The organism is Streptomyces sp. 4F14, from assembly GCF_048159485.1.
Classification (GTDB): domain Bacteria; phylum Actinomycetota; class Actinomycetes; order Streptomycetales; family Streptomycetaceae; genus Streptomyces.
In genome coordinates, this window is record NZ_JBLRVY010000034.1 from 48,712 (window position 1) to 69,471 (window position 20,760).

22 protein-coding genes are annotated in these 20,760 nt (G+C 73.2%); 8 read left to right on the plus strand and 14 right to left on the minus strand.

The window, feature by feature from the left end; translation table 11 throughout:
• Positions 1 to 19: 19 nt before the first annotated feature.
• The 9 genes from ACLZOT_RS41065 to ACLZOT_RS41105 form a co-directional block, all read right to left on the minus strand.
• On the minus strand, positions 20 to 1,126 hold the full coding sequence (locus tag ACLZOT_RS41065) for a GNAT family N-acetyltransferase (protein ID WP_416974307.1): 1,107 nt from the start codon (positions 1,124 to 1,126) through the stop codon (positions 20 to 22).
• Positions 1,123 to 1,794, minus strand: coding sequence for a lipopolysaccharide biosynthesis protein (locus ACLZOT_RS41070; protein WP_416974308.1), 672 nt, complete (start codon positions 1,792 to 1,794; stop codon positions 1,123 to 1,125). The genes ACLZOT_RS41065 and ACLZOT_RS41070 overlap by 4 nt, the downstream gene beginning before the upstream one ends.
• The gene (locus ACLZOT_RS41075) at positions 1,791 to 2,924 is read right to left on the minus strand and encodes a glycosyltransferase (RefSeq protein WP_416974309.1); all 1,134 of its coding nucleotides are present in this window, start codon (positions 2,922 to 2,924) and stop codon (positions 1,791 to 1,793) included. The genes ACLZOT_RS41070 and ACLZOT_RS41075 overlap by 4 nt, the downstream gene beginning before the upstream one ends.
• The gene (locus ACLZOT_RS41080) at positions 2,921 to 3,667 is read right to left on the minus strand and encodes a polysaccharide deacetylase family protein (RefSeq protein WP_416974310.1); all 747 of its coding nucleotides are present in this window, start codon (positions 3,665 to 3,667) and stop codon (positions 2,921 to 2,923) included. The genes ACLZOT_RS41075 and ACLZOT_RS41080 overlap by 4 nt, the downstream gene beginning before the upstream one ends.
• A complete protein-coding gene (gene murJ, locus ACLZOT_RS41085; protein WP_416974380.1) occupies positions 3,651 to 5,282 on the minus strand; it encodes a murein biosynthesis integral membrane protein MurJ in 1,632 nt (543 codons plus the stop codon). The genes ACLZOT_RS41080 and murJ overlap by 17 nt, the downstream gene beginning before the upstream one ends.
• Before the next feature lie 770 nt (positions 5,283 to 6,052).
• Positions 6,053 to 7,366: an O-antigen ligase family protein gene (locus ACLZOT_RS41090; RefSeq protein WP_416974311.1), complete on the minus strand. Its 1,314-nt coding sequence runs from the start codon at positions 7,364 to 7,366 to the stop codon at positions 6,053 to 6,055.
• Positions 7,367 to 7,371: 5 nt separating this feature from the next.
• Positions 7,372 to 8,772 carry an exopolysaccharide biosynthesis polyprenyl glycosylphosphotransferase gene (locus ACLZOT_RS41095; protein ID WP_416974312.1) on the minus strand — a complete coding sequence of 467 codons (1,401 nt, stop codon included), beginning with the start codon at positions 8,770 to 8,772 and terminating at the stop codon, positions 7,372 to 7,374.
• Entirely contained in the window at positions 8,769 to 9,947 is a 1,179-nt protein-coding gene (locus ACLZOT_RS41100; protein ID WP_416974313.1) for a glycosyltransferase family 4 protein, read from the minus strand. The genes ACLZOT_RS41095 and ACLZOT_RS41100 overlap by 4 nt, the downstream gene beginning before the upstream one ends.
• 54 nt (positions 9,948 to 10,001) lie before the next feature.
• Complete coding sequence (locus ACLZOT_RS41105) at positions 10,002 to 11,078, minus strand: DUF3344 domain-containing protein (protein WP_416974314.1); 1,077 nt, start codon at positions 11,076 to 11,078, stop codon at positions 10,002 to 10,004.
• Positions 11,079 to 11,342: 264 nt separating this feature from the next.
• Between ACLZOT_RS41105 and ACLZOT_RS41110 the strand changes: the two genes are divergently transcribed.
• The 7 genes from ACLZOT_RS41110 to ACLZOT_RS41140 all read left to right on the plus strand — a co-directional run bounded on the left by ACLZOT_RS41110 (position 11,343) and on the right by ACLZOT_RS41140 (position 16,007).
• Positions 11,343 to 11,582, plus strand: a complete 240-nt coding sequence (locus ACLZOT_RS41110) for a chaplin (protein ID WP_416974315.1) — start codon at positions 11,343 to 11,345, stop codon at positions 11,580 to 11,582.
• Positions 11,583 to 11,812: 230 nt separating this feature from the next.
• Positions 11,813 to 12,721 (plus strand): hypothetical protein, encoded by a 909-nt coding sequence (locus tag ACLZOT_RS41115; protein ID WP_416974316.1) that lies wholly within the window; start codon positions 11,813 to 11,815, stop codon positions 12,719 to 12,721.
• Between the two features lie 240 nt (positions 12,722 to 12,961).
• Positions 12,962 to 13,252 (plus strand): hypothetical protein, encoded by a 291-nt coding sequence (locus tag ACLZOT_RS41120; protein ID WP_416974317.1) that lies wholly within the window; start codon positions 12,962 to 12,964, stop codon positions 13,250 to 13,252.
• Positions 13,253 to 13,410: 158 nt separating this feature from the next.
• Positions 13,411 to 13,905, plus strand: a complete 495-nt coding sequence (locus ACLZOT_RS41125) for a DUF5949 family protein (protein ID WP_416974318.1) — start codon at positions 13,411 to 13,413, stop codon at positions 13,903 to 13,905.
• A gap of 203 nt (positions 13,906 to 14,108) precedes the next feature.
• The gene (locus ACLZOT_RS41130; RefSeq protein ID WP_416974319.1) at positions 14,109 to 14,621 is read left to right on the plus strand and encodes a hypothetical protein; all 513 of its coding nucleotides are present in this window, start codon (positions 14,109 to 14,111) and stop codon (positions 14,619 to 14,621) included.
• A gap of 119 nt (positions 14,622 to 14,740) precedes the next feature.
• Entirely contained in the window at positions 14,741 to 15,157 is a 417-nt protein-coding gene (locus ACLZOT_RS41135; RefSeq protein WP_416974320.1) for a tyrosinase cofactor, read from the plus strand.
• A complete protein-coding gene (locus ACLZOT_RS41140) occupies positions 15,141 to 16,007 on the plus strand; it encodes a tyrosinase family protein (protein ID WP_416974321.1) in 867 nt (288 codons plus the stop codon). The genes ACLZOT_RS41135 and ACLZOT_RS41140 overlap by 17 nt, the downstream gene beginning before the upstream one ends.
• Before the next feature lie 79 nt (positions 16,008 to 16,086).
• Here ACLZOT_RS41140 and ACLZOT_RS41145 read toward each other — a convergent pair whose 3' ends face one another.
• From ACLZOT_RS41145 to ACLZOT_RS41160, 4 genes are all read right to left on the minus strand, one after another.
• Positions 16,087 to 16,377, minus strand: a complete 291-nt coding sequence (locus ACLZOT_RS41145; RefSeq protein WP_109362596.1) for a chaplin — start codon at positions 16,375 to 16,377, stop codon at positions 16,087 to 16,089.
• An 82-nt stretch (positions 16,378 to 16,459) separates the two neighbouring features.
• A complete protein-coding gene (locus ACLZOT_RS41150) occupies positions 16,460 to 16,738 on the minus strand; it encodes an acyl carrier protein (RefSeq protein WP_416974322.1) in 279 nt (92 codons plus the stop codon).
• A complete protein-coding gene (locus tag ACLZOT_RS41155; RefSeq protein ID WP_416974323.1) occupies positions 16,735 to 17,781 on the minus strand; it encodes an HAD-IIIC family phosphatase in 1,047 nt (348 codons plus the stop codon). Before ACLZOT_RS41155 ends, ACLZOT_RS41150 begins: the two co-directional genes overlap by 4 nt.
• On the minus strand, positions 17,778 to 19,604 hold the full coding sequence (locus ACLZOT_RS41160) for a GNAT family N-acetyltransferase (RefSeq protein WP_416974324.1): 1,827 nt from the start codon (positions 19,602 to 19,604) through the stop codon (positions 17,778 to 17,780). Before ACLZOT_RS41160 ends, ACLZOT_RS41155 begins: the two co-directional genes overlap by 4 nt.
• A 356-nt stretch (positions 19,605 to 19,960) precedes the next feature.
• Here ACLZOT_RS41160 and ACLZOT_RS41165 point away from each other — a divergent pair, with 356 nt between their 5' ends.
• Positions 19,961 to 20,341: an S-adenosylmethionine decarboxylase family protein gene (locus ACLZOT_RS41165; protein ID WP_416974325.1), complete on the plus strand. Its 381-nt coding sequence runs from the start codon at positions 19,961 to 19,963 to the stop codon at positions 20,339 to 20,341.
• A gap of 13 nt (positions 20,342 to 20,354) precedes the next feature.
• Here ACLZOT_RS41165 and ACLZOT_RS41170 read toward each other — a convergent pair whose 3' ends face one another.
• Complete coding sequence (locus ACLZOT_RS41170) at positions 20,355 to 20,750, minus strand: hypothetical protein (RefSeq protein ID WP_416974326.1); 396 nt, start codon at positions 20,748 to 20,750, stop codon at positions 20,355 to 20,357.
• Positions 20,751 to 20,760: the final 10 nt, after the last annotated feature.

A 20,760-nucleotide genomic window follows, 5' to 3' on the forward strand; every position in this document is an offset into this window, starting at 1 on the left:
TGGCGGCGGGCCCGGCAGTTCAGGTCCCGCCGCCACCGGACCGCTCCCTGAAGGACTCCCAGCGGTGCAGTAACTCCTTGCCGCGCCGCCGGGCCGCCACGTCGCACAGCGCCGCCGACAGCAGGGGCGCGGTGCGCCGCCGGGCCAGCAACAGGCGCTGGTTGACGACGGGTTCGGGCCGCCAGTGGTGCTTGTACGGCTCGTTCCCGCGCAGCAGGCTCAAGGCCCCCCGGGGCGGCTTGCGGGCGTGCTCGGCGCACGCGTCCAGCAGCATCACCGCGACGTCCGCCTTCCGCTCCCGCAGCCGCGGATGCGCCCCGTACAGATAGCCCCCCGCCAACTCCCGCGACAGCAGCGTGAGATCGACGGCCACGACGTCGTCGTCGAGCCGGAACTCGGTCACCACCGCGTCCCCCGACCGCACCATCGGCCCCACCGACCTCACCAGGTGCTCGCAGAACCGCTGTTGCAGGTGCTCGGAGGTCACCTTCCGTCCCTGCCACTGGAGTTGGTGCAGCTCAAGCAGCCGCCGCAGCGCCGCGTCCACCCCCTCGGCCGGTACGACGCTGCGCTCCACCCCCAGCGAGGTCAGCTTGCGCAGCTTGGCCCGCACCCGCTGGGCCTTCGCCGACGGCAGCCGCGCCACCAGCTCCTCCATCGGCACGGCCGGCAGCTCCAGGCACACCGAGTCGCCGACCCGGCGCCGGGGTCCCCGCCAGTGCTCGTAGACCCGCTCGACCGCGCCCCCCGGACGCACCTCGCGGAAGTCGATCAGCGCCGTCCGCGCCGCCGCCGCGAGCCCCTCCGTGAGCACGGCGACGGCCTCCTCGCCCCGCTCGTCGTCGACCAGGACGTCCCCGTAGTCGGAGATCGCCCCACCCAGCGGCACCAGCGCGGGAAACGGACTGCGTACGGCCATCAGGGGCGCGGCGGCGAGGAGTTCGCCCCGCGCGCCGCGCACCAGGAGCAGGCGCAGTCGGCCGCGCCTGCCGTAGGACAGCCACCAGGAGTGCAGCCAGGCGTGGCTCTGGAACGGCGTCGCCGTCGCACACCGCCCGTACAGGTCGGCCCAGTCGGCGGCGAGGGCGGCGAACTCGCCCTCGTCCGTCACCAGTTCGGTGTTCATCGCGCCCCGTGGACGTCGGCGGCGAGGGCCGGGCCGGGGACGGGCGCGGCCTTGGTCTCCTCGGCGGCCGAAGTGCGCGTCACCGTCTGGGACTTGCGCTTCGGACGCACCAACAGCACCAGCCCGCCCAGCAGTCCGCCCGCGCTCGCGCCTACCAGACCGGTGACCGCCGGGGACTGCGAGGACGGGTCGGTCGGCTTCACCGCCCGCGCGAACGGCTGGAGTTCGACGTTCGTCGTCTTCTCGCTGCCCTTCGCGTGCTGGGTCAGCGCCCGCGACACCGCGTTCGCCATGTCGGCGGCGAGGTCCGCGCGCCCCGAGGTCGCGGTGATCGCCACCATCGGCGCGTCCGGCGAGGTCGCCGTCTGCACGCTCTTCTGGAGCGTCTTCACCGGCACCCCGGCCCACACCTGGGCGTCGCCGAGCACCGCGAGCTGGTTCGCGACCCGGCCGTACGCCTGCGCGAAGCCCAGCGCGGACGACGGGTCGGACTTCTCGGCTGGGACGGCGACGACGTACGCGGTCGCCGTGTAGACGGGCGGCTTCAACGCGCCGTACGCGCCGCCCGCGAGGCCGCCGGCGAGGGCGCCGGCGGCGAGCAGGGTCCACGGCGGGAGCGCCTTCGCACGGGTGAGGACGGCGGTGCGGCGGGAGGTGTTCTCGGTCATGTGGCGGTGGCTTTCTGGGGTGTCGGGACAGAGAGGGTGGTCGTGTAGACGTCCATGAGGCGTGCGGCGCTGCGGGCGATGTCGTAGTGGCGGGCGGCCTCGGGCGGGGTGCGCGGGCCGGAAGTCGGGGGACGGCGCAGGGAGTTGGCGAACTCCTCGACGCCGCATGGGACTTGGCGGGCGTCCGGCGCGGGCGTCGGGAGGTCCTCGACCGCCGGGCACGACGCGTACCGCACCGGCAGCCCCGCGGCGAGCGCCTCCACGACCGCCAGCCCGAACGCCTCGTCCGGCGACGGGGACGCCAGGACGTCCATCGCGGACGTCAGCGACGGCAGGTCGGGGCCGGGGGAGCCGTCCGGGACGTACGGGCGCTCGCCGGTGAACAACACCCGGTCGGCGACGCCCACTTCGTGCGCGGTACGCCGCAGCACGCTCTCCTCGGGGCCGCCGCCCACCAGCAACAGCCAGTGGTCGTCCGGGAGCCCCGCCAGGGCCTCGACGAGGACATCGAAACGTTTCCCGGCGTTCAGGCGGCCGATGCCGCCGATCACGTACGCGTCCTCCGGCAGGCCCAGGCGCCGGCGCGTGCGGTGGCGGGCCACCGGGTCGAAGCGGAAACGGGCCAGGTCGATGCCGTTCGGGACGACCTCGATGCGCGGCGCGGGCACGCCCCAGCGGCGCAGCCGGTCGGCGACCGTCGGGGAGACGGCGACCGTGGAACGGCCCAGCCGCTCGCTCGCCAGGTAGAGGGCGCGCACCCCCTGAGTGAGGTCGCGGCCCTCCATCTGCGCGTCGCCCAGGGAGTGTTCGGTCGCCACGATCGCCTTCACGCCCGCGAGGCGGGCCGCGAGACGGCCGTACACGCAGGCGCGGTACAGGTGGGTGTGGACCAGGTCGTAGCCGCCCGACCTGATGTGCTTCACCAGGCGGGGCAGGGCGCCCAGGTCGCGGTTGCCGGACATGCCGAGGTGGGTGACGCGTACCCCGTCCGCGATCAGGCCGTCGGCCACCGCGCCCGGGTTGGTGAGCGTGACGACCTCGCAGTCGACCGGCAAGTGCCGGATCAGCAGCCGCAGTTGCTGCTCGGCGCCGCCCGTGCCGAGGCCCGTGATGATGTGCAGCGCCCTCACCGCAGGCCCTCCACCGGACGCCGGCGCAGCCGGTGCAGGCGGTGCTTGAGGAAGAGGCGGGCGGCGGTGTCGTTCTGCCCGATGTGCACGCGGGGCAGGGCGTGGACGCCGTTCAGGGCGCCGGGGTCGATCGCGCAGGCGTAGGCGTAACCGGCGTCGCGCACGGCCGAGACGGCGCGCTCGTCGATCGTGCCGTACGGGTAGCAGAAACCGTCAACGTCGGTTCCCAGCAGGTCACTTAGCTGGTCGCGGCTCTGTTCGGTCTCCGCCGCCAGCGTCTCGTCGTCCGCCTTCGTCAGGTCGACGTGGGTGAGGCCGTGCGAGCCGATCTCCATGCCCTGCGCGGCCGCCTCGCGGATGCCGTCCGCTGTGAGGAGGGGCTTGCGGGGGCCCAGCGGGTCCCAGGCGTTGTCGCCGCCGAGGCGGCCCGGGAGGACGAAGAGGGTCGCGGTGACGTCGTGGGCGCGCAGGACCGGGAGCGCTGCGGTGACGAAGTCCGTGTAGCCGTCGTCGAAGGTGAGGCCGATCAGGCCGGTGCGGTCGGGCGCCGCGAGCAGCTCCGCCATCGAGACGCCCTTCAGGCCGCTGCGGGCGTACCAGGCGAGCTGCGCGTCGAGGCGTTCCGGGGTCACGGTGATGCGGTACGGGTCGTCGGAGCAGTCGCCCACCGAGTGGTACATCGCCACCCAGGGAAGGGAGTTGGGCGCCTGGCGTCTGGCTCGGGTCTCAACGGGAACGGACATGGGCTGCCAGCCTTCGGGATGCGGAACGGACGGACCTCAGGACGGGCTCGACCCCCTGGGCGTCCAGCGCCCAGCCGAGGACGAGGAAGACGGCGATCACGGTCAGCCCCCCGGCACCCGCCCCCGCGACCGGCCCCCCGGTCACATGGCCCGCGGCGTACGCGCCGAGGACCGTCGCGACCAGTGCGGCCCGCACCGGCCTGCCCAACTCGTGCAGCACGCCCCGGACATGGACCGGGACACTCCTCGGGCCCAGCCCCGCGAGCAGCACCAGCGCGGTCACCGAGATACCGGCCGCGTTGGCGACCGCGATGCCGGTGACCCCCAGGCTCCCCACGCTCAGCGCGCCGATCCACGACGTCACCACGATCCCCACGGCCATCGCGCCCACCGGGTACCAGCTCGGGCGGCCCGCCGAGAAGTACGAGCGCACGAGGACGCCGGTGAGGGTCTGGCCCAGCAGGCCCAGCGCGTACACGCGCATCACCTGCGCGGTCGCCGCCGTGTCCTGCGGGGTGAACGCGCCCTTCTGGAACAGGAGTTGGATGATCTGCGGGGCGCAGGCGACGACCGCGGCCGTGCCCAGCAGCACCACGCACGTCGCCAGCGCGAGGTCGCTCTCCACCCGCTTGCGCGCCCGCTCGGTGTCCCCCTCCGCGAGCGCCCTCGCGACCACGGGGAAGGTGACCGTGATCAGCATCATCGACAGCAGCATCGGCATCTGCGCCACCTTCTGGGCGTAGTTGAGATGCGAGATGGCGCCCTCGGGGAGACGGGAGGCGAGGAACCGCTCGATCAGGACCTGCGACTGCCGGCACAGCGCGAACAGCAGGACGGTCGCGAGGAGGGCGGTGTTCAGCGCCTGGGGCTCCTGCTCGGCGCGCTTGTCCTGGACGGCCGCTCTGGTGGTCAACTGCTTGAGCAGTGAGGGCAGTTGTACGAGCACCATCAGTACGCCGCCGACCGCGACCCCTGCCGCCGCCGACCGCACCCCCCAATGCCCGCCCAGCACGAACATCCCGGCGATGATGCCGGTGTTGTACGCGACGTAGATCGCGGCGGGGGCGCCGAACTTGCGGTGCGCCCTCAAGGCGGCGCTGCAATAGCCGGCCAGCCCGAAGCTGACGACGCAGGTCGCCGTCAACCGGGTGCAGTCGACGGCGAGTTGAGGGTTGGGCAGGCCCGGCGCGAGCACCTCGACGACCTGGGGTGCCAGGCCGATGATGAGTGCTCCGACCCCCATGAACGCGAGCGACAGCTTGGGCAGGGTCCCGGCGACGAGCGCCCGTACCGGATCCCCGGAGGCGCCCCGCGCCTTCTGGGCGAGGGCCATGCTGAACGCCGGGATCAGCGCGAACGCCATCCCGTCCTCGATCAGCAGCGTCGCCGCGAACTCCGGGATCGTCCAGGCGACGAGAAACGCGTCCGTCTCCTGCCCGGCCCCGAAGAGCCGGGCGAGCGCCTGATCCCGGACCAGCCCGAGCAGGGACCCGGCGATGGAGAGCACCGCGGTGAGAACGGCGGCCTTGGCGAGGAACTTGCCGGTGGGGTGGGAGGGTTCGGGGGAGACGGGGGACGGGCGGGGGGCGTTCGGGCCGGGGGACGGGCAGGGGATGGTCCGGCCGGGGAGGGGCGCACCGGGGAGGGGCTGACCGGGGAGCGGCTCGTCGGCCAGGGGCCGGAGACGAGCGGCACCGGGACCCACAGCGGCGACCCTTCCCGCGTCGATGTCTCCACGCGCCCCGACTCCCGCACGCTGCCCGGCTTCCGGGGCAGTGCTGCGCGCCCTGCTGGGTTCGGTGTGTGCGGTTTCGGGGGTGGTTCTGGTTCCGGCTTGCGTGGCGGTTGCGCCGGGCTGTTCGGCTGCCGTGTGTTGTCCGGCTTCCGGGGCGGCACCGTGTGCCCCGCCGGGCTCGGCCCGCACAGCGGCCTCGCCCAGCCACCCGGCTCCGAGTGCGGCCCCGGCCCCGGTTCGCGCGTCGCTCACGCCCGGCCGCCCGGTTCCTGAAGCGGTCCCGGTTCCTGGCCGTGCGGTGGTTGCGTCGAGTGGTCCGGTCTCCGGCGTGGCCCTGGTCTCTGTTCGTGCGGCGGTTGCGCCAGGCTTCCCGGTTTCCGGGGCGGCCCCGGCCTCAGCCGGTGCGGCGGTTGAGGCCAGTCGGCCGGCTTCTGTTCGTGCCGGAGATTCGCCGAGTGGTCCGGTCTCCGCTCGCGCGGCACCCCCGTCCCGCCGTTCCGCCTCCGGCGCGGCTCCGGACTCCGCCCGGGTCTCGGTTCTCCCCCGAGGCCCGGTCTCCGGGGGCGGTGTTCCGAACACCCTCGCGGACGGCGTCGGCGGGACTCTCTCCGCTGCGCCGTCCGTTCCAGGGGTTCGGGAAGAGGGCACCGTCATCGGGTGGCGGCCCCCTCGGCGTCGGCGCCGGAGGCCAGCGCCCACCACGCGATCAGCCCCACGCAGATGGCCGTGAGGACCGTCGACGGCCCCCCGATGTCGGCGTACATGAAGTCCGTGAGCTGCCACACCGACAGCCCGCAGGCGATCAACGCGCAGTCCAGGGAGGCCCGTTGACGCCTGTGTTCGCGGACCAGGTTGCGCAGCGCGCACGTCAGGAGTGCGAGCCAGCCGCCCGCCAACGCCAGGAGGCCGATGAGGCCCTGTTCGCTGAGGATCAGCAGGTACATGTTGTGCGGGGACAGGAGGGGCTGTTTGACGTACGCCGAGCCCGCGCCCTCCGTGTCGCTGCCGGAGGACAGCGCCAACGACGCGTGCGCGTCCCGGTGTTCGGGGAAGCCCTTCAACCCGACGCCGGTCAACGGCTGTTCGCGCCACATGCCGAGGGCCGCGGCCCACATGGTGTAGCGGTCGGTGACGGACTGGTCCGGTGTGTCGGTGACCTGGGTGATGCTGCTGACCCGCTCCTGGAGCATCGCGGAGCCGACCCCGAAACCGCCGACGAGGATGATGCCGAGGGCCGCCACAACCGCCCCCACTTTCAGGGCCCTTCGCAGCCCGGCCAGCATCAACTGCACCGAGCAGGTCAGCGCCGTGGCGATCCACGCGCCCCGGCTGAAGGAGAGGGCCAGCGGAATCAGCAGGGCTCCCGCGCAGACCGCCGCGATCAGCCGTTCCCGCGCCACGGACCGCCCGAGCGCGAGCCCCACCGCGCAGATCAGCCCGAAGGACACGACGGTCGCCATCCCCATGACGTCCTGCGGCCCGAAGGTGCCGACCGCCCGGATCTCCTCGCCCTGGTACGACGCCCCGGTGCCGGTGACGAACTGGTGGACGCCGACGGCCCCCTGCCACCCGGCGAGCCCGACGAACGACCAGGCCAGCAGCCGGAAGTCGCGGGCGTCGCGGATCAGCAGCAGCACGGCGGCCGGGACGAGGACGAAGACCTGGAGGTACCGCCCGAGCCCGGACACCCCGGCGCTCGCGGAGGCGGCGCCGAACGCGGCCAGCGTGAGCCCGGCGACCGGCAGCGCGAACAGCACGGCGGCCCGCCGGGACAGCGGCCGGGCCCGGCGCCGCAGCAGCCGTACGACGCAGAAGAGGACGACCAGCGCGGAGAGCGCGTCGGCGGGCCCCGCGCCCCCCTCGCCGCCGGGGGCGACGGGCAGGGCGACGAGCGCGATCACGGCGGCGACCGGCAGCACCGGCGACCAGGACCGGGGCGGGGTGAGCGGCAGGGCGAGGGCCATCGGCGTCAGCTCCCGGTCGGCCGCACGAAGGCGGCGGCGGTGCGCAGCAGGATGCAGATGTCCTGCCACAGCGACCAGTTGTCGATGTAGGCGTTGTCGAAGCGGGCCCGGTCCTCGATCGAGGTGTCCCCGCGCAGCCCGTTGATCTGGGCGAGCCCGGTGATCCCGGCCCGCATCCGGTGCCGGGCCGCGTATCCGGGGTAGGTCTGGCTGAACTGCCCGACGAAGTACGGCCGTTCGGGCCGCGGCCCGACGAGGCTCATGTCCCCGCGCAGCACGTTCCACAGCTGGAGCAGCTCGTCCAGCGAGGTCTGCCGCAGGAACCGGCAGAACGGGCTCATCTCGCGCTCCCCGGCGACGCTCCACCGCGTCGCCGACTCGTGCTCGTCGGCGGGCCGGTAGGTGCGGAACTTCAGCAGCGTGAACGGCCGCCCGTCCTTCCCGATCCGCTCCTGCCGGAACACCACCCCGGGCCCGTCGGTGCAGCGCAGCACGACCGCGCACACCAGCAGCAGCGGGCTGATCAGCAGCAGCAGCGTCCCCGACACGGCGACGTCCAGCACCCGCTTCCCGGCGCTGCCCCGCCGCCTGAGCCCGAGGTCCAACGGCCGCCGCGGGTACCCGGCGAGCTGGTCCCGCGAGGCGTACGACGGCGACTCCGCGTCCACCTCCCACACCGCGCACCCGGACTCGGCGAGCGCCCGCAGCAGCGGCGCCTGCGTGATCCGTACGGCGGGGTCGACGCACAGGACGTCCCGCACCCCGTTCTGCACGACCGCCATCTGGACGTCCTGACCAGTCGTCAGAACTGGCAACCCGCCGCTCCCGCCGCCCTGTTCGGCGACGATCCCGACCGGCTCGGCCCCGCACCGGGGATGCCGCAGCATGGCGGCGGCGACCTTCTGCGCGGTGGCCGCGGGACCCACGACGAGCGCGGCCCGGGGCCGCCGGGCGAGCCGCCGCCGGCGCCGGTAGTGGACGAGCGAGCGCCCGGCGCAGGCGGCACCCGCCTGCGCGGCGAACCCGAACCCGAGGGTGCCCCAAGTCAGCGCGTCCACCGGCGAGTTCGCGGCGACCAGGGCGGCCAGCGCCAGCCAGGCGACCGCGATCCGCCCGCAGACGGTGGGGAGTTCGTCCAGCACCCCCGCGACGGGCCGGGCCCGCTGGGGCCGCAGGAGTATGGTCGCGGCCACCAACACCCCGACCAGCAAGGGCCTGCGCTGCGCCTCGGCGAGCGCGGGGACCCCGGCGGCCACGGCGGTGAAGTCGGCCAGCAGCAGCGGCAGCGGCGAGGGGGGCCGCGCCGAGGGCCGCCGCACCGGGAACCGGAACCCCGTACCGCTGTCGCGGCGCGGGATGACGGAGACGGGCGAACCGGGGGAGGGGACGGTGCTTTCGGCGGTCACGAGTGGATGGACTCCCTGCACTCGGTGGGCTCGACGCGCGGCAACGGCCGCTCGCCGCCGAGGAGTTCGCGGTACAGCTCCGCGACAGCCCCGGCGCTGCGCCGCACGTCGTGTGTGGACAGGACGTGCCGGCGGCCCCGGGAGCCGAGGGACTCGCGCAGCAGAGGGGCGAGCAGCAGGCCGGTGACCGCGCCCGCCAGCGCGGCGGGCTCCCCGGGCGGCACCAGGCATCGTTCGGCGAGCGCGGGCGGCAGGCTCTCGCGGGCGCCGGCCACGTCGGTCACCACCACCGGGCGGCCACACGCCAGCGCCTCCAGCGGGGCGAGCGCCATGCCCTCCCAGCGGGACGGCAGGACGACCAGATCGGCGGCCTGGTACCAGGGCACGGTGTCCTCGACGGCTCCGGCGAACGTCACCGACTCCGGTGCCGCCAGCCGGAGTTGAGCCTCGTCCGGCCCGCCCCCGACGAGCGCGAGCCGCGCCCCGGGCACCTCGCGGACGACCCGCTCCCAGGCGGTGAGCAGCAGGTCCTGGCCCTTCTGCCGACACAGCCGCCCCACGCACACCACGAGCGGCGCGGCCGGGTCGACGTCCGGGAGGAGGGCGGCGCGGACGGTGTCCACGGGCGCGGGGTGGAAGCGGCCGGTGTCGATGCCGTTGGGGATCACCTGATACCGCCCGGCGATCTGGGCCCGCTCCCCGGCGGCCCGCTCGCCCTCGCTGACGCACACCAGCCGGTCGGCCCAACGCGCCCCGAACCGCTCCCAGTTGAGGGCGAGCGCGGCCATGGCCCCGTCGACGGCCTCGAACGACCAGGCGTGCGGCTGGAACACCGTCGGCACCCGCCCGCGCACCGCGAGCCGCGCGGCGAGACCGGCCTTCGCGGAGTGCGCGTGCACCAGCTCCGGCCGCTCCTCCCGCACCAGACGCCCGAGCCGCCGCACCTCCGAGGCCAGCGAGGGCCCCGGCGCCCGGGCCGCCTCCCAGCGGCGTACGACGGCCCCCAGCGCGGCCAGGTCGGCGGCGAGGGGGCTGTCGGGGAGGGCGACCGTGACGCGGCACCCGGCGGCGAGCTGACGGACCGTCAGATCCATGACGACGCGGGCGACTCCGCCGTCCACGGGCTGCGTGACATGCAGGACCCGGGGGCCGGCTTCGGGTACTGACTGGTGCATGGCGCGGTTTCCTCGCTCACGGATGACGCTCGGGACGGGCGGGAACGCGCCTGACTACTGCCGGGCGTCGACGGCGACGAAGAGCGCCCCGGCCCACGCCGCGTCCCGGGAGGAAACGAGACGCAGGCCCGCCTGGTCACCACCGCGCCGCAAACCCTCGCTCAGATCGAACACGTCGGAGTCGTAGCCGAGGGTGCTGGCGTACGCCGGTTCACGCGCCGCCGGAGCCTCCCCCGGCTCGCTGATCGTGGAGTTCAGTACGTCGTCGGCCGGATTGGCGGCGTTTCCGAGGCGGAACTCGCGGCCCGCCCCCGTCGAAAACACGAGCGAGTCACCCGTTCGGCCGGGGTCGCCGTTGTAGGCCACGAGCCCGGCGTACCCGCCCGCGTGCGCCGCCAGTGCGCGCCCCTTGAGTGTCACTTCGTGCCCCCGCTTGGCGTTCAGGGTGTCGAAGCCGTCCCAGAGGGAGAGGTGGCGGAGGGGTTCGTTCCGATTGTCGTACGCCACGACGAGCGTCCACCCGCCCCAGGCGCCGGCCGTCGACTTCCCCATCGCCACATTGACTTGTGCGACCGTGTACAGCCCCTCGCCGCTCTCCCGGACCAGCTTCGTGACGTCCGCCGAAGCCTGGAAGGCGTCGGCGCCGCCGGCGACGCGGTGGCCGGTGACGGTGTCGGCGAGGAGCGCCTTGTACGAGCCGCCGGGCTCGGCGATCAGGACCCGGCCGTTGTCCTTCGGGGGCTTCTGCTCGCCGACGCGCAGGTTGCCGCCCCAGTAGAGACGGGCGTAGGTGACGCGGGAGCCCTGCGGGAGGCGGACCTCGGCGCGGGAGGAGTTGTAGGTGTTGGGGTCGTCGTCGACGTCGACGTAGAACATGTCGAAGTCGCTGTTGGCCCCCGGGAGTTGACCGTCCTGCGTCTCGGCGCAGCCCGGGGTCAGCGCGCGGCAGGTGATCGAGGTGTTCGCGGCGCGGACGATGCCGCCGTGCTGGGTGGCGCGGTAGCGCTCGGCGAAGGGGAGGGCGGGGGCCTCGGCGGGGGCGGCGGCCGCGGGGTTCGAGGTCCAGAGGGTGGCGAGGGCGAGGACGCCCACCGTCGCGCGGCGCAGCAGCGGAGCCGTGGGAGTGCGCATGACCGGCATGGCCCTTTCGGGGAACCTGCGGGGCGAGTCCGCAGTGCGATTTGCTGGCTTATAGGGGTGCGTCGGATGGGCCGCAACTCTAAACCGTATTCGGACTAATCCGGTGATAGCGGTCAAGTGTGTCGGAATGGTGAAAGTCGGACCGGCGAGACATCACTCCATTGGCCGCACAACCCCTCGGGGCGTCGCGCGTTGACACAGCGCCGGGCATCCCCGCCCGGATGTTCGTGTCAAAACCCCAAGGAGCACCTCTCCATGTCGCGTATCGCGAAGGGCCTGGCCCTCACCACCGTTGCAGCGGCGGCCGTCGCCGGCGCTTCCGGCGTCGCCGCCGCCGACAGTGGCGCGCAGGGTGTCGCCGAGCACTCCCCGGGTGTGCTGTCGGGCAACGTCCTCCAGGTTCCCGTGCACGTGCCGGTCAACGTCTGCGGCAACTCCGTCGACGTCATCGGTCTGCTGAACCCGGCGTTCGGCAACACCTGCGTCAACGACTGACGCGCCTCTTCGCCGGACGGCCGCTCCCCAGCCAGGGGGGCGGCCGTTTCGCATGCCGCTCCCCCGAATGGGGGGTCGTCCGCGCGACACGGCGCACGGCACTTGACGGGCCGTCCGACCTGGGGCGATGCGGTCGCACGGGCGGTCACGGACTGTCGTTGATCTGTTGCGGTGAGTGTGTGTCACTCGCACGGTGGGGTCGAGACCTGACGCAATCGAAAGGAATTCTCATGCGTGGTCTGCCCGTACGACGTATCGCGTCCACCGCGCTGTGCGCCTCCCTCGTCCTCGGCGTCGCCGCCCCTGCCGCGTTCGCGGCGGACGGCGCTCCCGAGCGCACCGCAGCGGCGTCCAAGGCGCCCCTCCCCAACGCCGACGCGCTGCTCGCCCAGACCAAGAGCCTCGGTGACCTCGGTTCCCTGCTCACCCCCGTCACCGACCTCATCAACGCCGTACTCGCGGCCCCCGACGGCCAGTTGACGCCGGAGAAGGCCGCGGCGCTGTCCGACGCGATCAAGGCGGCGGTCGCGAAGATCACCGCGGCGGCACCCTCGACGCCGGCGGCACCGGCGCTGCCGGTCGACCCGGCGGCGGCCGTACCGGCGGCTCCCGCGCTCCCGGCGACGCCCCCGCTGCCCGTGACGCCGCCCGCGCTTCCGGCGGCACCGCCGCTGCCGTTGCCGTTGCCGGTCGAGAAATCGGGTGCCGGGGAACTCGCCGCGAGCGACGGACGTTCTGTCAGTGACGACGGCAAGTCCGGCGCCGAGACCAAGGCCGCCCTGGCCGACGTCCAGGGCGACGCGCTCGCCGCACTCCAGGCCGCCGTCGCGAAGCTGCTCGCGGCGGTGACGTCCGGGGACGTGACCGGGGTCGTGTCCGCGGCGACCGGCACGTTGCTGGGGCTGGTGAACGTCGTCGCGGCGACCCTCCTCGGCGGCGGTCTGCCCGCGCCGAGCCTGGCAGGGCTGCCGGCGCTCCCGGCGCTCCCGGCGGCCCCCGCACTGCCGGTCGACCCGGCGGCGGCCGTCCCCGCGGCCCCGGCCCTGCCCGCGACGCCCGCGCTCCCGGCCACACCGCCGCTCCCCGTGACCCCGCCCGCGCTCCCGGCGACGCCCCCGCTGCCCGTCTCGGCGTCGTAACGCGCGAAAGGTTTCCGCACCCCGGCCGACGGCGTTCCGCCCCCCGATCCCGCGAACTCGCCCCGCGCGAACCGCAATTGAGGGAGCCCGGAACCGCCGGACAATCCCCGCCCGCCCGGCGGGATTCCGGCCGGGGTGCTGAAATTTCTGCATCCGGGGTTTCCGGCGAGCGAGGGAATCGTTAGGCACGGCGTCGTGTTTTGCCGACTTACCTCACAGACGCCGTTGGAAAGGAACCCGATGAAGTCCCTCAAGGCTGCCGCTGTCGTTGCCGGAAGCATTGCCCTCGCCGGCGCCGCAGCGCCCGCGTTCGCGCACAGCACCGCCGACCTCACGCCCACCAGCCTCACCGGCGCGGTGAACACGCTCACCTCGGGGAACCTCACCGCGAAGGACGTGATGCCGCTCCAGCACCAGTCCGACGCGCTCAACACCGAGAACGAGGGCTCCCCCCTCAACGCGGTCAAGGGCGCGACCGGCGCGCTCAACCAGCACAACCCGCTGCTCGGCGGGCTGCCGCTGCAGGGCTGAGCACGCGACGAGGGGCCGGCCACCCGCACCCGCGGGACCGGCCCGCCGTCCACCCCGGGACCCGCCCGTCCCTCGTACGAGTGGCACACCCGTACGGCGTCCTCCGCTCGGGTGAGAACGCGTCCGGTCGGCCCCGAATGCGCCGCTATGGTCGCGCGGTGACCTCAACTAGCGAAACCCGCCCCTTCCGTGTCGCCGACCTCGGCACCCTGGTCGTGATGCCGTGGAGCGGCGAGGCCCCCGACGGCAGTGACATGCCCTACCTGCTCGCCTACTCCCTCGGTGACGCGGCCGACGGGCCCGAGGTGACCGCGAGCGCCATCGAGCGGCTCCTCACCGACAACGGCCTGCCCGTCGGAGGCGACCTCGTCGACGGGACCGAACGGCCGAGCCTGCCGGTCAGCCTGCTGGTCGAGGCCGGACAGGCGGTGCTGAACATGCCGAGCCTGAACGCGCAGTGCGTGCCGCCGCCGGAGTGGCTGGCCGCCGTCGAGAACCGGGGGTACGCCTACCTCGTCTTCACCACCCGCCCCTGGCCCGAGGCCGAACCGGGCAAGCCCGTCGAGCTGGAGGCGCTGGCCGCGTTCGCGGGCGCCGACGAGACGCTGAACGCGGCGGCCCACATCGTGCTCCCGGCGCGCAGCCTGCGGTAGCGCTCTCACGCGTTCTCACGCGCTTCCACGCGTTCTCGGGGCGGACGGGGTGTCACCCAGGCGAGTGACACCCCGTCCGCTTTAGTCGTTCGATTCCCGCGTCCGGGGGAATTGTGAACCGGCCTCGTTTCCAGGGTGCTCGCCCCGCTCGTTACCCCGTACGCAGAGCGCGTCTCCCGAGAACCGAAAGGCCCGTACCCGAGATGAAGTCGACCACCCGAGGAACCCTCGCCGCCGTGCTGCTGGCCGCCGCTGCCGGGGCCGCCGCCACGACCCCCGCCGCCGCGGCCGAGACGGTCCCCGTGCCCGTCCCGCTGGGCGGCGCCGAGACGGCGCTCGGCATGGAACTGCCGGAGGTCGGCGGCGAACTCCCGCTCCCGATGCCGGGCGCCCCCGACGGCCCCCGGTACGTCGAGGGCCGGCTCGTCCCGGACCGCGCGATCCCCCAGCTCCCGGTCGGCGCGGCCCTCCCCGGCCTCGGCCTGCGTACGCCGCTCCCGCGCGTCCTCGGCGACGAGTTCGACCACGCCGGTCTGGACGCCCCCGCCAGTGACGTCCGCGCGCTCGGCCCCGGCGCCACCCTCGACCTCCCCCTCACCCCGCCGGACCCCGCCAACTTCGGCCTCCCGGCCCCGAAGCTCCCCGCGGCCGGCCTCGTCACCCCCGCGCTCCAGGCCGTCCCGGGGGCCGGCCTGGGCCTGGCCGAGGGCCTGTAACGGCGCCGGCGGCGGCCCGGGGAGTGGGTCCCCGGGCCGCCGTACACCCCCGATTCCGTGACCCCCCGCCCCCTCGCGCGGTTACCGCTGTGACAGCGGAAGCTCAGGAGGAGTCGAGGATGACGGTCGTCGGTGTGGGCGGGACTTCGGTGACGGTGGCGAGACCGGGGCGGCGGGGGCTGCTGCGGGGGCTGATCGGGGTGGGCCTGGTCGCGGCGGTCACCCCGCTGGTGGTGGCGTCGCGGGGGTTTCGGGACGTGGATCCCGGGCCGGGGTTCGACGAGGTCTACCGGGGGCGGCACATCCAGGGCATGCCGGCGGGCAACGGCCGCGACGCGGACCCGTCCTGGCACGTCACCGTCGACGGCCGTCCCCTGCACCTCATGCGCCGCGCCGACGGCACCTGGCTGAGCATGGTCGACCACTACCGCTCGTACGACACCCCGCTTCAGGCCGCCCGCGCCGCCGTCGACGAACTCGGCCCCGGCGAACAGCTCAAGGAACAGGCGGGGGGACCCCATGGCCTACACGCGTAAGGACGTCAGCACCCTCACGGCGGCCGAGCGAAAACGCTTCGTGAAGGCGCTCCTGGAGGTCAAACGCCGGGGCGAGTACGACGAGTTCGTCCGCATGCACATCGACTTCTACGTGTCCGACGGCGAGGACGGACTGCGTACGGCCCACATGGCGCCCTCGTTCCTGCCCTGGCACCGGCGCTTCCTGCTGGACCTGGAGCGGGCGTTGCGCAAGGTCGACGACTCGGTGACCGTGCCGTACTGGGACTGGACGCGCGACCGCACCGCGAAGTCGGCGCCGTGGACGGCGGATCTGCTGGGCGGCAACGGCCGTCCGGGCGACCGGCAGGTCACCACGGGGCCGTTCGCGTACGGGGCGGGCCACTGGACGATCCGCGAGAACATCACCGACGAGGACTTCCTCACCCGCGACCTCGGCCGCGCCCGCGACCCCATCGACCTGCCCACCAAGGACGAGCTGGAGTGGGCGATGAAGGACCCCGCCTACGACACCGCGCCCTGGGACTCGACGGTCACCCGGGGCTTCCGCAACAAGCTGGAGGGCTGGGGCACCGGGCGGGGCAGCGTCTCCTGGCGCAACCACAACCGCGTGCACCGCTGGGTCGGCGGGGTGATGCTGGGCGGCGCCTCCGTCAACGACCCGGTGTTCTGGCTGCACCACGCCTTCATCGACCTGGTCTGGTACCGCTGGCAGAAACGGCACGCACAGCACCGCTATCTCCCCGCTGGGCAGCCCGAGTTGGGCGACCGGCAGCGGGGGCGGATCGTGGCCCGGGGCGAGAAGCTGCCACCGTGGGACGTGACGCCGGACCAGTTGGAGGACGTCAGCTCCATCTACCGCTACGCGTAAGGGAGTCGGAGACACGGGAGAACCCCGGCGCTCGGAGGTGCCGGGGTTCTCTCGCGCAGGTACGGGAGGTGACGGAGCGTCAGCCGCCGTAGCCGCCGCCGTAGCCACCACCGTGCTTCGGGCCGCCGTGGCCGTCGTTCACGCAGGTGTTGCCGAAGGCCGGGTTCAGCAGACCGATCACGTTCACGGTGTTGCCGCACAGGTTCACCGGGACGTTGACGGGGACCTGGACCACGTTGCCGGACAGCACGCCGGGCGAGCCGACAGCCGCGCCCTGCGCGCCCGCGTCCGCCATGGCCAGACCGGCGCCGCCGATGACCACGGCGGACGTGCTGAGCACTACCGCCGCGGTCTTCGCGATGCGAGACATCACGTTCTCCTCACTGACTCGGTACGTACGGCGGCAGGGTTCGCCGACCGCACTCCCCGTTAACGTCAGCGGCGCGAACGGGTCACGGCGCGTCCGGGTGGATCACCCGGGTGACGAAGTCCGCCAGCGTCGCGACCGACTCCAGGCTGTCCAGGCCGATATCGAGATCGGCCACGTCCACGCCGTACCGCTTCTTGACCGCGGCGAGCAGGGCGACCCCGGCGAGCGAGGTCAACGCGATTTGGGGGCCGAAGAGTTCGGTGTCCGCGGGGAGGGCGGTGAGATAGCCGAGGTCGAGGCGGGTGGCCTCGGCGACCATCGCGCGGATCTCTCGCTCGACGTCGGTGCGGGGGGTGGTCATGCTGCGGGAGTCTCTCTGACGTGGAGGTACGAGGGCGTCCGGGGGAGGGGGTCGGTGAGGGAGCGGGTGAGCACGGGCGGCTCGCTGTCGCCCGTACGGCGCATGCCCGCCTGCCGCAGCAGCATCCGCATCTCCAGGTTCGCGTCCGTCGGGCGCAGCGTCACGGAGAAGGTGTGTACGCCGGTGTCGCGCGCCTGTTCCATCAGGCGGATCAGGAACGCCGCCGCCGCACCCCGGCCCGCGACCCGGCAGGACAGCGCGAGGAGGGGGACCGACCAGGAGTCCGGCGTCGAGCGGTCGACGAGGGCGGCGCCGATGATGCCGTAGTCGCCGAAGCGGTCGGACATGCGGGCGGTGTGGAGAGTGCTCCGGGGGGCGACGGCCAGTTCGCGCAGTCGGTCCGGGGAGAGGCCCGAGGAGTTCAACCGGTGGGTGCGGGCGGCGAGTTCGAGGGCGCGGGGGATGTCCTGCGGCGAGGCCGGGGCGATCGTCAGGCGCATGTCGCACCAGGCGAGGAACTCCTCGCGGGTGCCCTCGAAGCGGTCGCCCTCCGCGCGGCGGACCGCCTCCGTGCGGTAGCGGTCGACGCGGGACCGGGACTCCGGGGTGACCTCCTTGCCCTCGAACTCCGCGAGCAGGAGCGGGACTTGGCCGGGGTCGAGGGTGGTCACGCCGGGCAGCAGGGCCTCGACCTCGGCGCGTTCGTAGGGGGAGTCGTCGACCAGGAGCAACGAGCTTGTGGCGATGCCGAGTTCCTCGGCGACGGTGCGCAGGGCGACGCTCTTGTCCTGCCAGGAGACCTGGGGGGACAGGAAGCGGGCGTGCACGTCCGGGAGCTTCTGCGCGAGGCGGTCCAGGACCGTCGGCGCGCTGCGGGACGCGATGCTGCTCAGGATGCCGTGCGCGGTGAGCGTGTCGATCGCGGCGAGCATCTCCGGGCGGGGGGTGGGGAGTTCGTCCGTCGCGGTCTCGACGGCGACCTCGTCCCACAGCGTGCCGTCGAGGTCCCAGACGACGCACTTGACGTGGCCGTACATGGTCATCGGGCGGCCACTTCGGTCGCCTTGCCGTCTGCGGGCAGCTTGAGTTTCATCGTCAGGCTCGTCGGGTCGAAGCCGAACCGGCGGTAGACCGTGCGCATCGGGACGTTGCCGACGTGGACCCGGCCGGTGACCTCCTTGATGCCGCTGGCCACGCAGAACTCCAGGCCCGCGGTGAGGAGGAGTTCCGCGACGTCCGCCCGGTTGTCGAGCGGGGAGACCGCCAGGGAGCGGAAGTTGGCGTAGCGGTCGCCGGTCATCGCGTTCGTGTTGATGCTGATCCAGCACCAGCCGACGGGGGCGCCGTCCGGGGCCGCCGCGACGATCATGCCCTCGCGGTTCTTCTCCATCGCCCTGCCGAGACGGGTCGACCAGACCGCCGGGTCGTCGATCGCGTCCTCACCGAAGGAGACACGGGCGATCTCGGCCTCGAAGTCACCGATCGCGGGGAGGTCGGGTTCGGTGGCCTGGCGGGTGAGGTAGGGGGCGGCGCGGTGGGCGAGGGCGGCGCGGGACTCGGGGGTGGGGGGGTGCCAACCCTGCTTGGGGGCGGGGGAGTTGACGGGCTTCGCCGTGACGGCCGGTGTTTCCGGGGCAGTTGGCGCTTCGGTGGCTCGCGGTTCGGCGGGCGGTGCCGGCATCGTCGTAGGCGTCTGCGTCGCCTCCGGTACCAACTGGCCCGGCCGGAAAGGGCCCTTGCCGCAGTTCGGGCAGCCCTCCGCGCGCAGGGCGCCGATGGAGGACCACTTCGCGCCGGGGCCGACCTCGACCGACGTGTCGCAGGACACGCAGGTGTAGCGGCGGGCGCGGGTGCGTTTGTCGCCGGTGTAGAGGGGGCCCGCGAAGGCGCCGGTGTGGGTCGGGGCCGTCGTACTCGTCGTCAGGAGGTGCTGGAAGAAGCCGACGCCGCCGAGGATGCCGCTGCCCTCGTACTCGTTGAAGTTGCGGATGTGGCCGTGGGTGACCAGGCCCAGGTCCAGGATCTCGCGCTGGACGGCGAGCATCTCGTCGGGGCTCTTGCCGCCGAAGGAGAAGAAGATGCTGTGCGCGGCGCCGGGGCGCAGGCCCTCGACCGCGCGGGAGAGGAAGAGGCGGGCGCCTTCCGGGGTGTACGGCGGGTCGGTCATCGCCGCGTCGAAGCCGCCCCGGAGCTGTTCGGGGAGCGGTTCGCGCAGGTCGTGCTCGACCGTCTCGACACGGGTGCCGAGCGTCCCGGCGACCTGCTGGATGTACCCGAGGATCTCGGGGGAGATGTCGACGACGGTCACCCGCTCGACGATCGGCGACCCCAGGACGTCCCCGACGACGGCGACCGCGAGGGAGACCAGGTCGTCGTCCCCGACCAGCAGCAGCGAGCCGCCCGGCAGGACGCCGGCGGTGAGCAGGGCGAGGACGCGGCGGACCTTCGTCTCCGGCGTGCAGTGCGACTGGTCGATCGCGAGGTCGGCGGCGGGCCCCTCGGCCATCAGCGCGCGCAGCCGCCGTACGGCCTCGTCGAGGACGTCCGGGATGACCAGCTCGCGGCCGTCGCAGGTCGTGCACGTGGCGTTCATCGCCAGGTCCATGCCCAGCTCGCCCAGGAGCGCGCGGCCGGCCGGGGTCAGGCGGGAGGGGCGCTGGGTGGTGACCAGGTCGCGGCGGCGCAGTTCGTTGCCGACGGCCGCGACGATCGGGACCGGGAGGCTCGTCGCCCGGCTCAGCTCCTTCGTCGACGCCGGTTCCAGGCGGCGCAGCGCGCGCAGGACCGAGCGGACGCCGGGCGGGCCTTCCTGGAGCCGGACCGCTTCGGCGACTTCGCTGAGCACTCGATCGGCGGCCGTACTCACCAGGGGGCTCCAGGGCGGGGGAGGGTTTCGGACTGGGCGGCATCCAGTGTAAGGGACGGGAGTTCGGCCTATGCGGGCCAATTGCGCTGGCATTTCTCCGGTGAATTGATCGCCGGTCGGCCGGGATTCTCTTGATCCTTTATCCGGCCGGAATTCCATAAAGTGAAGCGGGTCACATTCGGGCCGGTTCTTGACGAACTGCGTGGCCGCGCCGTAGGGGGCGGCTGATGCTAGGCTGGTGTCGACGAGCGCCAGGGACTGGCGCTCGCGACCTTCCCGTTCGGCCGCGTGGAACAGCGCGGAAACCAGAGGAAAGGAGACGGGGAAGTGACCGAGGTCACGCTCCCTGGTTCCCCATGACGAACGCCGCAAGCCTTGCCACCGAGGGTATAGACGTCGACGATCTGTGCTCGTACGCCGTCGACGTCTGGGTGAGCGACAACAGTATTCTGACGGACCAGGAACGCCTTCTCCAGGTGCTTCGTACGGCCGCCGAAAAGGGAAACGCCAAGGTGCTCGGCGAGGCTTCCCACGTATTCCCGAACGGCGCGGTCACCGCGATTCTGCTCCTTTCGGCGTCGCACCTCAGCATCCACACCTGGCCGGAGTTCAACCTGGCCAACGTCGACCTGCTCGCATACGGGCGCCTCAACGGCGAGCGGATGATGGAGAGCGTCGAGCTGGGTCTCGCGCCGACGCGGATCAACGTCACCCGGATGCTGCGCGCGGTCAACTGACCTGGCGGTCGGTTCAGCGGTCGTTGTAGGTCACATCGCGTCCCATCAGGGTCGGGCCGTTGTGGGTCCCGCCGATGATCGTGTTGTGTGTCGAGCCGCCCCCGCCGTCGTGTGCGGGGGTGAACTCCTCGATGAGCAGCCGGAGTTCCTCCGCCGCCTCGGGGTTCTGCGCGATCAGCCGCCGCAGCCTCAGCCTGACCGACGCCGTGACGTCGTCGGTCTCCTCCTCCGGCGCCGCGACCAACGCCGCGCGGGACGCGGTGAGTTCACCGTCCAGCGCGCTCTCGTCCCCGCCACGCGTGAAGAGGCGTAAGACCCGCTGCCGCGCCTGGTCCCACGCCTCCGTGGCCATGAGGCCGACGATCGTCGTCGCGCCCGTCCCGGCGAGCGCCATCAGCTCCGGTTCCACCCGAACCCCC

Excerpts from the sequence above, each read along its gene's own strand:
- ACLZOT_RS41065 (WP_416974307.1), bottom strand. The coding sequence starts at position 1,126 with ATGAACACCGAACTGGTGACGGACGAGGGCGAGTTCGCCGCCCTCGCC.
- ACLZOT_RS41070 (WP_416974308.1), bottom strand. The coding sequence starts at position 1,794 with ATGACCGAGAACACCTCCCGCCGCACCGCCGTCCTCACCCGTGCGAAG.
- ACLZOT_RS41080 (WP_416974310.1), bottom strand. The coding sequence starts at position 3,667 with ATGTCCGTTCCCGTTGAGACCCGAGCCAGACGCCAGGCGCCCAACTCC.
- ACLZOT_RS41090 (WP_416974311.1), bottom strand. The coding sequence starts at position 7,366 with ATGGCCCTCGCCCTGCCGCTCACCCCGCCCCGGTCCTGGTCGCCGGTG.
- ACLZOT_RS41100 (WP_416974313.1), bottom strand. The coding sequence starts at position 9,947 with ATGCACCAGTCAGTACCCGAAGCCGGCCCCCGGGTCCTGCATGTCACG.
- ACLZOT_RS41105 (WP_416974314.1), bottom strand. The coding sequence starts at position 11,078 with ATGCGCACTCCCACGGCTCCGCTGCTGCGCCGCGCGACGGTGGGCGTC.
- ACLZOT_RS41110 (WP_416974315.1), top strand. The coding sequence starts at position 11,343 with ATGTCGCGTATCGCGAAGGGCCTGGCCCTCACCACCGTTGCAGCGGCG.
- ACLZOT_RS41115 (WP_416974316.1), top strand. The coding sequence starts at position 11,813 with ATGCGTGGTCTGCCCGTACGACGTATCGCGTCCACCGCGCTGTGCGCC.
- ACLZOT_RS41120 (WP_416974317.1), top strand. The coding sequence starts at position 12,962 with ATGAAGTCCCTCAAGGCTGCCGCTGTCGTTGCCGGAAGCATTGCCCTC.
- ACLZOT_RS41130 (WP_416974319.1), top strand. The coding sequence starts at position 14,109 with ATGAAGTCGACCACCCGAGGAACCCTCGCCGCCGTGCTGCTGGCCGCC.
- ACLZOT_RS41135 (WP_416974320.1), top strand. The coding sequence starts at position 14,741 with ATGACGGTCGTCGGTGTGGGCGGGACTTCGGTGACGGTGGCGAGACCG.
- ACLZOT_RS41140 (WP_416974321.1), top strand. The coding sequence starts at position 15,141 with ATGGCCTACACGCGTAAGGACGTCAGCACCCTCACGGCGGCCGAGCGA.
- ACLZOT_RS41145 (WP_109362596.1), bottom strand. The coding sequence starts at position 16,377 with ATGTCTCGCATCGCGAAGACCGCGGCGGTAGTGCTCAGCACGTCCGCC.
- ACLZOT_RS41150 (WP_416974322.1), bottom strand. The coding sequence starts at position 16,738 with ATGACCACCCCCCGCACCGACGTCGAGCGAGAGATCCGCGCGATGGTC.
- ACLZOT_RS41155 (WP_416974323.1), bottom strand. The coding sequence starts at position 17,781 with ATGACCATGTACGGCCACGTCAAGTGCGTCGTCTGGGACCTCGACGGC.
- ACLZOT_RS41165 (WP_416974325.1), top strand. The coding sequence starts at position 19,961 with ATGACGAACGCCGCAAGCCTTGCCACCGAGGGTATAGACGTCGACGAT.